At 71.7% G+C, this 12,540-nt stretch carries 11 protein-coding genes; 7 read left to right on the forward strand and 4 right to left on the reverse strand.

The genetic code is table 11. The annotated features are described in order from the left end of the window. The first annotated feature begins 102 nt into the window (after positions 1-102). The 7 genes from ABZ260_RS34005 (at position 103) to ABZ260_RS34035 (ending at position 8,760) form a co-directional block, all read left to right on the forward strand. Positions 103-1,056 carry a serine hydrolase domain-containing protein gene (locus ABZ260_RS34005; RefSeq protein ID WP_355625940.1) on the forward strand — a complete coding sequence of 318 codons (954 nt, stop codon included), beginning with the start codon at positions 103-105 and terminating at the stop codon, positions 1,054-1,056. Continuing rightward, a complete protein-coding gene (locus ABZ260_RS34010; RefSeq protein ID WP_355625942.1) occupies positions 1,049-1,927 on the forward strand; it encodes a serine hydrolase in 879 nt (292 codons plus the stop codon). The genes ABZ260_RS34005 and ABZ260_RS34010 overlap by 8 nt, the downstream gene beginning before the upstream one ends. A 29-nt stretch (positions 1,928-1,956) precedes the next feature. Beyond that, the gene (locus ABZ260_RS34015; RefSeq protein ID WP_355625944.1) at positions 1,957-3,540 is read left to right on the forward strand and encodes a helix-turn-helix domain-containing protein; all 1,584 of its coding nucleotides are present in this window, start codon (positions 1,957-1,959) and stop codon (positions 3,538-3,540) included. 95 nt (positions 3,541-3,635) lie between these two features. Beyond that, on the forward strand, positions 3,636-5,222 hold the full coding sequence (locus ABZ260_RS34020) for an ABC transporter substrate-binding protein (protein ID WP_355625946.1): 1,587 nt from the start codon (positions 3,636-3,638) through the stop codon (positions 5,220-5,222). Further along, positions 5,223-6,245: an ABC transporter permease gene (locus ABZ260_RS34025; RefSeq protein ID WP_355625948.1), complete on the forward strand. Its 1,023-nt coding sequence runs from the start codon at positions 5,223-5,225 to the stop codon at positions 6,243-6,245. Further along, positions 6,245-8,071 carry a dipeptide/oligopeptide/nickel ABC transporter permease/ATP-binding protein gene (locus ABZ260_RS34030; protein WP_355625950.1) on the forward strand — a complete coding sequence of 609 codons (1,827 nt, stop codon included), beginning with the start codon at positions 6,245-6,247 and terminating at the stop codon, positions 8,069-8,071. The genes ABZ260_RS34025 and ABZ260_RS34030 overlap by 1 nt, the downstream gene beginning before the upstream one ends. Continuing rightward, positions 8,068-8,760, forward strand: coding sequence for an ATP-binding cassette domain-containing protein (locus ABZ260_RS34035; protein ID WP_355625952.1), 693 nt, complete (start codon positions 8,068-8,070; stop codon positions 8,758-8,760). The genes ABZ260_RS34030 and ABZ260_RS34035 overlap by 4 nt, the downstream gene beginning before the upstream one ends. A gap of 108 nt (positions 8,761-8,868) precedes the next feature. Here ABZ260_RS34035 and menC read toward each other — a convergent pair whose 3' ends face one another. From menC to ABZ260_RS34055, 4 genes are all read right to left on the reverse strand, one after another. Beyond that, on the reverse strand, positions 8,869-9,969 hold the full coding sequence (gene menC / locus ABZ260_RS34040; protein ID WP_355625954.1) for an o-succinylbenzoate synthase: 1,101 nt from the start codon (positions 9,967-9,969) through the stop codon (positions 8,869-8,871). A gap of 175 nt (positions 9,970-10,144) precedes the next feature. Next, positions 10,145-10,924: a GNAT family N-acetyltransferase gene (locus ABZ260_RS34045; protein WP_355625956.1), complete on the reverse strand. Its 780-nt coding sequence runs from the start codon at positions 10,922-10,924 to the stop codon at positions 10,145-10,147. Further along, a complete protein-coding gene (locus ABZ260_RS34050; protein ID WP_355625958.1) occupies positions 10,921-12,150 on the reverse strand; it encodes a M20 family metallopeptidase in 1,230 nt (409 codons plus the stop codon). The genes ABZ260_RS34045 and ABZ260_RS34050 overlap by 4 nt, the downstream gene beginning before the upstream one ends. After that, the coding region (locus ABZ260_RS34055) for a membrane dipeptidase (protein WP_355625960.1) at positions 12,147-12,540 on the reverse strand (394 nt) is incomplete at its 5' end. The genes ABZ260_RS34050 and ABZ260_RS34055, both read right to left, overlap by 4 nt.

Here is a 12,540-nt window from a genome sequence, read left to right on the forward strand (position 1 = left end):
GCGATGAAACCGAAACCGCGGAATTCGTCGAAGCTGATGACCTTACCCGTTATCATGACCACACCTCACGAGAACCACGCTCCCCGAATTGAGGACGGGTATGTGGACTTCCTGCACGACGCGGGCCACGTGCACGACCCCGGAGCCCTGTTCTCCTACTGCAACGCCGGGTACTGCGTGCTGGGCGCCCTGGTCGCGCGGGTGCGTGGCACCACGTGGGAGCGGGCGACGCGCGAGCGCCTGCTGGACCCGCTCGGTGCCACGCACTCGGCGCTCCTGCCCGAGGAGGCGATCCTGTTCCGGGCGGCGGCCGGTCACGTCGGCCCCGAGGGCGCCGTCCACCACAGGTGGGACATGCCGCGCTCCAACGCCCCCGCGGGTTCGACCATGTGCCTGGCCCCGCGTGAGCTGGTCCGCTTCGGCCGGATGTTCACCGCCGGGGGCCTGACGGAGGACGGCATCCGGCTGCTGTCCGAGGAGTCGGTCGCGGCCATGCGGACCAGGCAGGTCGACGTGCCCGGGATCTCCGGACTGCTCGCCGACCGCTGGGGCCTGGGCTTCGAGCTGTTCGACTGGGGAGGCGAGGTCTACGGTCACGACGGCGGCACGATCGGGCAGAGCACGTTCTGGCGGGTCGTGCCGGGAGCGGACTTCGCGATCGCGATGAGCGCCAACGGCGGCGACTTCCTCGGGCTGCTCGTCGACGTGGTGCTGCCGGTGATCCGCGAGGCCACCGGGCTCGCGGTCCCGGACTTCCCGGTCCCGGCCGGGACGCCGCAGGTCGTGGACCTCACGCCGTACACCGGCGGGTACCAGGGGCCGATGATCTCCTACCAGGTGGCCGAGGTGGACGGCGGCCTGGAGATCACCATGATCCCCGGCGAGTTCATGACGAACGCGGGCACCTCGCGCACCACCACCCGCTTCGTCCACCACTCCGGCCACTCCTTCATCGCGGTGGAGCCGCAGGACGGCAGGCACGAGACGATCACCTTCGTGGTCGAGGACGGCCGCGCCTCCCACATCCACAACGGACGGGCGCTGCCCCGTGCGTGACGCGCTGCGTGAGGCGTTCGACGACGCGGACGTGGAGGGCTTCATCCACGTCCGCGACGTCGACGGCGACATCGAGACCGGCCTCGGCGCCGACGAGCCGGTCGTGCTCGCCTCGGTGTTCAAGATCCCAATCGTCCTGGAGTACGCCAGGCAGGCCGCGGCCGGGACCCTGGAGCGCACCGAGCGGCTGACCGTCACCGCCGCCGACAAGGACGGCGGCATCGGCACCTCCGGCTGCGCCGACGACATCTCGCTCACCCTGCGCGACCTGGCCCACTTCATGATGACCATGAGTGACAACGCGGCCACCGACGTGCTGCTGCGCCGGGTCGGGCTCGGCAACCTGCACGCCACGCTGCGCGAGCTCGGCCTGGAGCGCACCCGTCTGATCGGCGGTTGCGCCGAGTTGCTCGGGAGCGTGGTGGCCGAGCTGGGCCTCTCGGGTGAACTCGGCGTCTCCGATGAGGAGCAGCTCGCCGGGGTGAGCGAGGACCGGATCCGGGCGCTGTCGGTCCTTGACCCGGAACGGACCACCTCGGGCACGCCCCGCGAGACCACGACCCTGCTGAGCAGGATCTGGCGGGACGAGGCCGGACCTTCGGAGGCCTGTGCGGAGGTGCGGAGGATCATGGGCAACCAGATCTGGCCGCACCGGCTCTCCTCCGGGTTCGGTGACGAGGTGAAGCTCTCCGGCAAGACCGGCACGCTCTGGGGCATCCGCAACGAGGCAGGTGTCGTGGAATATCCGGATGGGAGGCGCTACGCCGTCGCGGTCTTCCTGCGGACCGGCTCGCTCGGTCTCCGGTTGCCCAAGGCCGACGCGGTGATCGGCCGTGCCGCCCGCATGGTCATTGATCACCTAAGAGAATAATGTCGCTCTATGTTCGTTATCGTGAGCGGATGACCAATCGGCCACGGGCAAGCCTGCAGCGGATCCTGGAGGATCTGGGCAGTAGCGTGCTGGACGTGGCGGCCTCCCCTGGGGAGCTCGACGCCGAGGTCACCGGCGTGCACATCTACGACCCCCTCGACGAGCTGCTGCTCCCGGAGGGGAGCATCCTGCTCGCCGTCGGGGTCGACCGCGCCGAGCAGATCTGCGCCCTGCTCGACGCGGCGGGCCCGGCGGCGGGTGTGGTCGTCAAGCAACCGGTGGACGTCGACGAGCTCGTCCGCGCGAAGGTCCGCCAGACCGGGGTGGCGGTGCTGGGCCTCACTCGGGCCGCCTCATGGGCGCAGGTGGCCGCGCTGCTCCGCTCCCTGCTGGCCGAGGGCGACCTCGCCGAACCGGGGGAGGCCCCGCCGGACGACCTGTTCTCGCTGGCCAACGCCGTGTGCGCGCTCCTGGACGCACCGGTCACCATTGAGGACCGGTCATCGCGGGTGCTGGCGTACTCCGGGCGGCAGGACGAGGCCGATCCCGGCAGGGTGGAGACCGTGCTCGGCCGCCAGGTACCGGAACGGTACCGGCGGATGCTGGAGGAGCGCGGGTTCTTCCGCCGGCTCTACCAGAGCCGTGAGCCGATCTACATGGAGCTGGACGACGACAGCATCAACCGGGCGGCGGTGGCCGTCCGGTCCGGCGACGAGATCCTCGGCTCCATCTGGGTCGCCGTACGGGAGCCGCTGAGCGACCAGCGGCAGCGTGCTCTCGCGGACGCCGCCAAGATCGTCGCGCTGCAGCTGCTCCGGCAGCGGGCCGGGGCGGACACCAGGCGGCGACTCCGCGCCGACCTGCTTTCCACGGTGCTGGCGGGCGGCAGGGACGCGGCCGAGGCGGCAGGGCGGCTCGGCGTCGCCAGCGGGCGGCTGTGCGTGCTCGCGGCCCAGCTCAGCGGTGGATCCCACGTCGACGCCGCACACCGGGAGAGCGACAGGCAGCGATTCTGCGACGCGCTCGCCCTGCACGTCGGGGCCATCCATCCCAAGGCCGCTGCCGCGCTGGTCGGCTCGGTGGCCTACGCCGTACTGCCACTGCACGCCGGTGGCGACGAGGAGGCGCGGGCCGTGCGGGTCGCCCAGAGCTTCCTCGCCCGGGTCGGTCCCCGGCACGCGGCCAACATCGGCGTGGGGCGCCTGGCGGGCAACCTGACCGAGGTGGCCAGGTCCCGGGCCGACGCCGACCGGGTGCTGCGGGTGCTGCGTACCCGCGAGGCGTCCGGCGTGGTCGCCGGCTACAGCGGGGTGCACTTCGAGGCGCTGCTGCTGCAGCTGTCGGACCTGGTCGAGGCCGAGGAGCAGGTCCCCACCGGGCCCTACCAACGGCTCGTGAGCCACGACGCCGAACACGGCAGCGAGCTGGTCGTCACCCTGCGGGCCTACCTGGACGCGTTCGGCGACGTCAACGCTGCCTCGGCCAGGGTGCACGTGCACGCCAACACCTTCCGCTACCGGTTGAAGCGGCTCACCGAGATCAGCGGCCTGGATCTGGCCGACCCCGAGGCGCGGCTGACCGTGATGCTCCAGATGCGGATTTTCAGACGGTAGCACGATGAATTACGGGCTTTTCGTGGTGGAGGACGAAGAAGGATCACCGGGAAAAGGCAAATGTGGGGCATCACCCCCACCTCCCTGGAGTCCCGATGAGAAACGCAGGAGCGGCGGCCGTGCTCGGCGCCCTCAGCCTGTTCGCGGCCGCGTGTGGCGGTACGGCGGACTCCCCGTCGGCCGGAACCGCCGACGGCGGCACCTTCAACTTTGCGATCGCCAGTGACCCCGGGGTGCTGGACCCGGCCATGGGCGTGCTCTCGGTCACCAACACGGTGCTGTCGCTGGCCTACGACACGCTGACCCGCGTCGGCCCCGACGGTAAGATCATCCCCAGTCTGGCCGAGAAATGGGACGTCAAGCCAGACTCGGTGACCTTCACCCTCCGCAAGGACGTCACCTGCTCCGACGGCTCCAAGCTCACCCCCGCCGACGTGGCCGCCAACATCAACCACATCGCCGACCCAGCCACCAAGTCGCCGATCTACGGTGTGCTGGTGCCCACCGGGATGAAGGCCGAGGCGGACGGCGCGGCGGGGACGGTGACGCTCTCCACCCCGAAGCCCTTCAGCTTCATCCTGCAGAGCACGCCGATAGTGTTCATCGTCTGCGGTAAGGGGGTCGAGGACCGCTCGGTGCTGGCCCGTGGCACCTCCGGCTCCGGGCCCTACACGCTCACCGAGGTGGTGCCCGGCGACCACTACACCTTCCAGATCCGCAAGGACTACGTCTGGGGGCCGAACGGCGCCACCACCAAGGAGCCGGGCCTGCCCGCCAAGGTCGTGCTGAAGGTCGTGCCGAACGAGCAGACCGCCGCCAACCTGCTGATCTCCGGTGACCTCAACGGTGCGATCATCTACGGCGCCGACCGCGCCCGCCTGGAGGCCAGCCCGGGAGTGGGCAAGAGCATCCCGCCCATGGGCAACGGGCAGTTCTTCTACCACCAGGGCGACGACCGGCCCGCCAAGGACCCGGTGGTGCGCAAGGCGCTCACCCAGGCGATCAACCTCAAGGAGCTCGCCGGGATCGCCTCCAGCGGCACCGGCCGCCCAGCCACCGGGCTGGTGCTGGAACCGCGGCCGTGCCAGGGCGACACCGTCACCGGCCACGTCCCGGCGTTCGACGCGGCGGCCGCGGGCGCCGCTCTGGACGCCGCCGGCTGGAAGGTCGGCGCCGACGGCATCCGCGCCAAGGACGACCGGAAGCTGGAGCTGCGCCTGCTCTACGCCACCACCAGAGGTGCGGGCGTGCAGGCGGCGGCCGAATACCTCGCCGCCGGGTGGAAGAAGGCGGGCGTCGACGTCAAACTGAACGGCGTCATCGACACCAAGTTGTCGGAGTCGCTCAACACCACCCAGGACTGGGATGTCGTCTGGCTGCCGATCGGCGTCACGCTTCCCAGCCAGCTTGTCGGCTTCCTGTCCGGCCCGGCGGCGCCGAAGGGCGCCAACTTCTCCCACCTGGCCAACGCCCGCTACGAGAAACTGGTGGCCGAGGCCCAGCTCAAGCCCGCCGAGGAGGGCTGCAAGCTCTGGCTGGAGTCGGAGTCCGCGCTGTTCGACAACGCCGACCTGGTGCCCGTCGTGGAGAACACCGTGCTGATCGCCGCCAAGAACGCGAAGTTCGACATGCTGGCGGGTCTGTTCTCCCCGACCTCCATCCGGATGACCGAGGCGGGCTGAGTGGCCGGGACCTCTCTCCCCCCGGCCGGCGGGCGCCTGCTCGCCGACCGGGGGCTTTCGGGCCGGGGGCTTTCCGGCCGGGTGCGCGGCGCGTTCGTGCTGCGGCATCTCGCCCGGTTCGTGATCTCGCTGGCCGTGCTGCTCGTCGCGTCGTTCGCGATGATCCACCTGATCCCGGGCGACCCGGTGCGCGCCTCGCTCGGCCCCGCCGCACCGGTCGAGCTGATCGCCGCCAGGCGGGCGGCGCTCGGGCTGGACCAGCCGGTCCTGTCCCAGCTGGTGTCCTATGTCCGCAACGTGCTGGGCGGGGAGTTCGGTACGTCGTTCCTCAGCGGGGAACCGGTCGGTGAGGTCATCGCCGCCCGGCTCCCCAACACGCTCGTCCTCGCCCTGCTCGCGACCGCCGTGGCACTGCTCGTCGCGGTGCCGCTCGGCATGTGGGCGGGGGTCCGCACCGAGAACGGCCGCCACCGGGGCACCGAGGCGACCTTCACCTCGGCGACCGGCGCGGCCGTCGCCGTGCCCGAGTTCCTCTACTCGATCGCCCTGGTGACCGTGTTCGCGATCGGCCTAGGCTGGTTCCCGCCCGCAGGCAAGGGCGGGCCGGAATCCTACGTGCTGCCGGTCCTCGCCCTGGCCATCGCGCCGGCGGCGATGATCGCGCGCATCTCCCGGGTGGAGACGCTGCGCGAGCTGGGCGCCGACTACGTGCGGCTGGCACGTGCCAAGCGGCTGCCCGCCGCCCGGCTGTACGTGCGGCACGTGCTGCCCAACACGCTCACCGCGACCCTCACCGTGGGCGGGCTGCTGCTCACCGGCCTGATCGCCGGAAGCGTGCTGGTCGAGTACGTCTTCGCCTGGCCGGGGCTCGGCCTGCGGATCGTGGAGTCGATCACTCAGAAGGACTACCCGGTCGCCCAGGGCGTGATCCTTGTCTACGGCGCGATCGTGCTCGTGGTGAACCTCCTCGTCGACCTGCTGCTCGGCGTGCTCGACCCCACGTCCGCCCTGAAGGAGAGCTGATGCGGCACCTGCTGCGGACCCCCGCCGGGCTCGCCGGGACCACGCTGGTCGCGCTCATGGTGGTCCTGGCGATCGCCGGGCCGCCGATCTGGGGCGCCGAGGCCGAGCGTATCGACTCCGCGGCCATCCTCCAGGGAGTCTCGGCCGCGCATCCGCTCGGCACCGACAACCTGGGCCGTGACATCCTCGCCCGGGTGCTGGTCGCCGCCCGGCTCTCGCTGGCCCTCGCCCTGTTGGCCACGCTCATCGGCGCGATCGGCGGGACCGTGCTCGGCGCGCTCCCCTCGGTGCTGCCCCGCCGCGCCGCGCGCCTGGTCAACGGCATGGTGAACGCGCTGGTCGCCTTCCCGGGACTGCTGCTGGCCATGTTCACCGCGGTGATCGCCGGGCTCGGCGCACGAGGTGCCGTGCTGGGCATCGGCGCCGCCATCGCGCCCGGCTTCGCCCGGCTCACCCAGACGCTCGCCGCCTCGGTCGCCGGGGCCGACTACGTGTCGGTGGCCCGCATGCTCGGGGTCCCCCGGCGGCGGATCATGGCGCGTCACGTCCTGCCCAACATCGCCGAGCCGTTGATCCTCAACCTCACCCAGGCACTGGGCGGCGCGCTGCTCGGGCTCGCCGGGATGTCCTTCCTCGGCCTGGGCGTGCAACCGCCGTCGTTCGACTGGGGACGGCTGCTGTTCGACGGCTTCGGCCGCATCTACTCCACCCCGGCCGTCGCCCTCGGCCCCGCCGTCGCGGTGGCGCTCGCTGGCATCGGGTTCAACCTGCTGGGGGACGTCCTGGCCCGTGCCGCGTCGCGCACCGCCGTACCGGCGGGGAAGGCCGCTCCGCGGGCCGTCTCCGCACCCGGAGAGCTCGGCGAGCCCGACCCGGAGGCGGTGCTGGAGGTGCGCGACCTCACTGTCACCTTCCCCGGCGGTGTGACGCCGGTGCGCGAGCTGTCGCTGACCGTCGCGCCCGGCGAGATCGTCGGCCTGGTGGGGGAGTCGGGCAGTGGCAAGAGCCTGACCGCGTCGGCGATCGGCGGGCTGGTTCCCTATCCGGGCGAGGTGAGCGCGGCGCGGCTGCGGCTGTGCGGCGCCGACCTCGGCGAGCTGCCGGAACAGGAGCGCCGCAAGCTGCTCGGCACGTCGCTGGCGATGGTCTTCCAGGACCCGATGGCCTCGCTCAACCCGGCCCTCAGGGTCGGCGGGCAGCTCGCGGAGGTGGCGACCGTGCACCAGGGCGCGAGCCGTGCCGAGGCCCGGACCAGGGCTGTGGACCGGCTCGGGCACGTGCACATTCCGGAGCCGGGCAGGCGGGCCCGGCAGCACCCGCACGAGCTGTCCGGCGGTATGAGGCAGCGTGCGGTGATCGCGATGGGCCTGATGGGCACACCGCGACTGATCATTGCCGACGAGCCGACCACCGCTCTCGACGTGACCGTGCAGCGGCAGATCCTGCGCCTGCTGCGCGAGGTGACCGGCGAGGCCGGCGCGGCGACCCTGTTCATCTCCCATGACATCGCCGTGGTCGGCGAGCTGTGCCACCGGGTCGTGGTGATGTACGCGGGCCGGGTGGTCGAGGAACTGCCGGTCGAGAAGCTGGCCTCCGGCGCCGCGCACCCCTACACCCGCGCGCTGGTCGCCTCGCTGCCCGACATGGACACCGACAGGTCCCTGCCGCTGGCCAGCATCCCCGGCCATCAGCCCGCACCCGTCGAGGTCGGCGAGGGGTGCGCCTTCGCGGCCCGATGCGAGCTGGCGACCGACCGCTGTGCCGAGCGTCCGCCCCTGATCCCGTACGGCAAGGCGCATCAGGTCGCCTGCTGGGAGGTTTCATGATCATTAAGAATCTGACGGTGCGGTTCGGCGCGTTCACCGCCGTCGACGACGTCACGCTGGAGATCCCGGCCGGGGCGATCGTCGGTCTGGTGGGGGAGTCAGGGTCGGGTAAGTCCACGCTGGCCAGGGCGGTGACCGGGCTGGTGCCGTACACCGGTGAGATCGTCGGCGGTGATCCGCGGCGGATCCAAATGATCTTCCAGGATCCCTACGCCTCGCTCGACCCGCGGATGACCGTGGGCACGTCGGTGGCCGAGGGGCTCCGCGTGCCCCGCGCCGCCTGCCAGGCGGAGGTGGAGCGGTTACTGTCGCTGGTGTCGCTGCCCGTCTCGCTGGCGGGGCGCTATCCGCGTGAGCTGTCCGGTGGTCAGCGCCAGCGGGTGGCGGTCGCCCGGGCGCTGGGCGCGCGCCCCGAGCTGCTGGTCGCCGACGAGATCACCTCCGCCCTGGACGTCTCCGTCCAGGGCTCGGTGCTCAACCTGGTCCGCTCGCTGCGCGCGGAACTCGGGCTGTCGATGCTGTTCATCTCGCACAACCTCGCCGTGGTCCGGTACGTCTCCGATGTCGTCGCGGTGATGCACCGGGGCAGGCTGGTCGAGATGGGGGCGACCGAAGACGTGGTGGGGTCGCCCCAGGACGACTACACCCGCTCCCTGCTTGAGGCGGTGCCCCGCCTCAGGCGCAGCTGAGAGACGGCCGGTCTCCCGCTTCTCTCCCGTCCGGAACGGGGAAGCGGAAGACCGGCCGCGGCGTGCGCCACGACCGGCTCCTCTTCCCACTGAGGCGGGAAACGCCCGCTAGATGGTGATCCATTCGGTGGAGACGGTGACCTCGTCCAGGATGTCGTGGACGGGGTCGACGCCGATGCCGGGGCCGGTGGGCACGTCGATGTGGCCGTCGTGCAGCTCGAAGGGCGGCGTGACGTCGGTGGCGTAGTAGCGGCGCGAGGCGGAGGTGTCACCGGGCAGGGTGAAGCCGGGCAGGGCGGCCAGGGCCAGGTTGGCGGCGCGGCCGATGCCGGTCTCCAGCATGCCGCCGCACCACAGGGCGACGCCGTGGGCGCGGGCCAGGTCGTGGATGCGGCAGGCTTCGAGGTAGCCGCCGATCCGGCCGGGTTTGACGTTGATGATCGAGCAGGCGCCCAGGGTGATGGCGGCGGCGGCGTGTTCGGCTGATTCGATGGATTCGTCCAGGCAGATGGGGGTGGCCAGCCGGGTGGCGAGCCGGGCGTGCTGGAGCATGTCGTCGTTGGCGAGGGGCTGTTCGATGAGCAGCAGGCCGAAGTCGTCGAGTTTGGCCAGGTGGGTGCTGTCGGCGAGGGTATAGGCGGCGTTGGCGTCGACCTGTAGCAGGAGATCGTCGCCGAAGCGTTCGCGGACGGCGCGGACGGGGGCGAGGTCCCAGCCGGGTTCGATCTTCAGTTTGATCCGGGCGTAGCCCTCGTCGAGGTAGCCGGTGACGGCGTCGAGGAGTTGGGGGATGGAGTCCATGATGCCGACCGACACTCCGCAGGGCACGCGGTCGGTGTCCGCGCCGAGGAAGGAGGCCAGGGACTGGCCGCCGGTGCGGAGCTGAGCGTCCAGGACGGCGGTTTCCAGGGCGGCCTTGGCCATGCGGTGACCTTTGAAAGGCCGCAGGGCGCGGCCGGCGGTGTGGGCGTCGGCGTGGGCGGGCAGGGCGGGGATGAGGAAGCGGCGCAGGACCTCGGCGGCGCCGTCGACGTATTCGGGGGAGTAGAGCGGCTGGGACATGGCGACGCATTCGCCCCAGCCCTCGGCGTCGGGGGTGACGACGCGCAGGAGCAGTACGTCGCGTTCGGTCTCGGTGCCGAACGAGGTACGGAAGGGGGCGACCAGCGGCATCTTGATTCGCCGCAGTTCGATTCCAGTGATCTTCATGATGGTGTGCGGCCTCCGCCGCGTCTCCCTCCGATAGCGCCGCCGGTCAGGCGACCCCGTTACAGGATGTCGCGCGGCTCGCGCCGCGTCCTTCTCTGAGCGCCCCGCCGACCGGCTCCCGGTGGTCTCCCGGCCCGTGCCGGCCTTCCGCCGCAGGCCTTGCCGGTCAGGGCGGTCAGACGGTCCGTTCCACGAGGTAGTGGCCCTCGCCGGTGAATCCGGTCACCCGGGCACCTTCCCCCATCAGCGTGCCCAGCACGTCGCGCACGGCGTGGCGCCATGCCTTGGCCGCGCCGGGGTCGGTGCGGCGCAGCGCCTCGATGTCGGGCGGGACCGTGACCAGCAGCGTCCGGGCATCGGTCCGTCCGGCGACCGGGCGGCCGTCGCACTCGGCCAGGGCGGTCACCGCGTCCGGCGGGATCTTCGGCCGGTGCGGCTCGCCTCGTACGGCGGCGAGTACCCGCGGCTCGGTCAGCCGCCAGACGGCGAGCATCCGGTCGGACTCGTCGCCGGTGTTGATCGCGTCCTCCATGACGCCGTAGAAGGACGGCAGGTACTTCTCGGGGCGGGCGCCGAGTTTGACCAGGTTGAAGTGGGCGTTGCGGCGTACCAGCGGGTCGTAGGTCCAGGTGATGCGATCCAGGCCCCGGTCGAGTGCCCAGCCGCGCTGGTGCAGCTTGAGCGCGAATCCGATGCCGCGCCCGATGGCGGCGCCGGTGATGTGCGAGTGCAGCACCTGCCCGGCCGGGGCCGCGAGGAAGCCGACCGAGGCACCCACCAGGTGGTCGCCCTGGTAGGCGCCGGTCACGTAGTTGCCCGCGTGTGACAGCGCCCGCATGAGCTCGACGGTGATGGGCTCGCTGCCGGGATCGGGGTGCCAGATGCCGTCGAACAGCCGGAAGACCTCCTCCAGTTCCTCGATGGAACGGAGTTCGCGCAGCACCACGCCGTTCACCTGAGCATCGCCCGGACCAGGCCGGTCAGCAGCGCCGTACGACCGGGCATCTCGGCCACGACCACATGCTCGCTGTCGGCGTGGGCGCCGCCGCCCACCGCGCCCAGCCCGTCGAGGGTGGGGCAGCCGGCTCCGGCGGTGTAGTTGCCGTCGGAGGCTCCGCCCACTCCGACACCGGAGAGCGGGGCGAGTCCGAGGCCGGCGGCGATCCGCTGGGCGATGGCGAACAGCCCGGCCGATGAGGCCTCCTCCAGGGGAGGACGGTTCGGGCCGCCGATCACCTCCAGCCGGGTCCCGGCGAGCCGGGGGGACAGGGCCCTCATCAGCTCGTCCACCCGCTCCTGCGCGGCGAGGGTGGGCACCCGCACGTCCACCGAAACGCGGGCCAGCGCAGGCACGGTGTTGACCGTGGTCCCCGCCGACAGCACCGTGGGCGTGACGGTGGTCGGGCCCAGGCCCGCGGGGTCGCCGGGGGCCGCCGCGCCGAACGGCGTCCCCGGTGCCGCGGAGCCCGGCCGCCGACCCGGAAGGAGAGACAGCCCGCGCGTCGCGGCGGGTGACGTCTCCGCCGTCGTCATGGCAGAAGGACCACCGTTCACCTGATCGGCGATCCCGGTGACGGCGAGGATCTGGTGGGCCAGCTCGATCCCCGCGTTGGCCCCCTTCTCAGGCTCCAGACCGGCGTGTGCGGCCGTTCCGCGCACCACGAGCTCGTAGACCGATGTACCTTTGCGTGCCGTCTTGAGCGCTCCGCCGTCGGCGCTCGCCTCCAGCACGAACGCGGCCGCGCGGCCGCGTGCCGACTCCTCGATCAGCGCGCGTGAGGACGGTGAACCGACCTCCTCGTCGCCGGTGACCAGCACGCACACCCCATCCGGCGACGGCAGCGCGGCCAGCGCGTGGAACGCCTGCACCAGCCCGGCCTTCATGTCGAACACCCCCGGCCCCCGGGCGATCCCGCCGGCCACCGACCAGGGGCGCTCGGCCAGCGTCCCGAGCGGCCAGACCGTGTCGTGGTGGCCGACCAGCAGGACCCGGGGCGTGCCGAAGGTCCACCGCAGGTGGGTGACCCCGTCGATCACGATCGTTTCGGGGCGTGCGCCGAGCCTCCTGAACCCCTGGTCGGCGACCACCTTGGCGCTACGGGCCACCGCCTCGTGGTCGGCGGAGAACGACTCGCACGCGACGAGCTCCTCCAGGTCCTCAAGCATGACGTCCAGGTTCACCGTGGTCGTCCCAGCTCCGCGCGGAACAGCCGCAGGACGTTGCCGCCGAGGATCTTCACGATCTCCTCGTCGGTGAAGCCGTGCTTGAGCAGGGCGTCGGTGACCAGGGGCAGGCCGCTCGGGCCGGCCAGCCCGGGCAGGACGGCCAGGGGGTCGATCTCGCCGTATCCGAGATCCTCGCAGCACGGAGGTGTGACGTCGGTCAGCACCTCGCGGACGAAGTCCGGGCCGAGGCCGACGTGGTCGATGCCGCCGACCTGTGCGATGTGCTCGATGTGGTCCACCAGACGGTCCACGGTGAACTCCGCGGGGTCCGCGGCAAGGAAGCTCGGCACGAAGTTGACGCAGACCACGCCGCCGGTGGCGGCGACGGCGCGGATCTGGTCGTCG

This window comes from Streptosporangium sp. NPDC006013 (assembly GCF_040614275.1).
In the GTDB taxonomy this organism is placed as follows: Bacteria; Actinomycetota; Actinomycetes; order Streptosporangiales; family Streptosporangiaceae; genus Streptosporangium.

Excerpts from the sequence above, each read along its gene's own strand:
- ABZ260_RS34015 (WP_355625944.1), top strand. The coding sequence starts at position 1,957 with ATGACCAATCGGCCACGGGCAAGCCTGCAGCGGATCCTGGAGGATCTG.
- ABZ260_RS34030 (WP_355625950.1), top strand. The coding sequence starts at position 6,245 with ATGCGGCACCTGCTGCGGACCCCCGCCGGGCTCGCCGGGACCACGCTG.
- ABZ260_RS34035 (WP_355625952.1), top strand. The coding sequence starts at position 8,068 with ATGATCATTAAGAATCTGACGGTGCGGTTCGGCGCGTTCACCGCCGTC.
- ABZ260_RS34020 (WP_355625946.1), top strand. The coding sequence starts at position 3,636 with ATGAGAAACGCAGGAGCGGCGGCCGTGCTCGGCGCCCTCAGCCTGTTC.
- menC (WP_355625954.1), bottom strand. The coding sequence starts at position 9,969 with ATGAAGATCACTGGAATCGAACTGCGGCGAATCAAGATGCCGCTGGTC.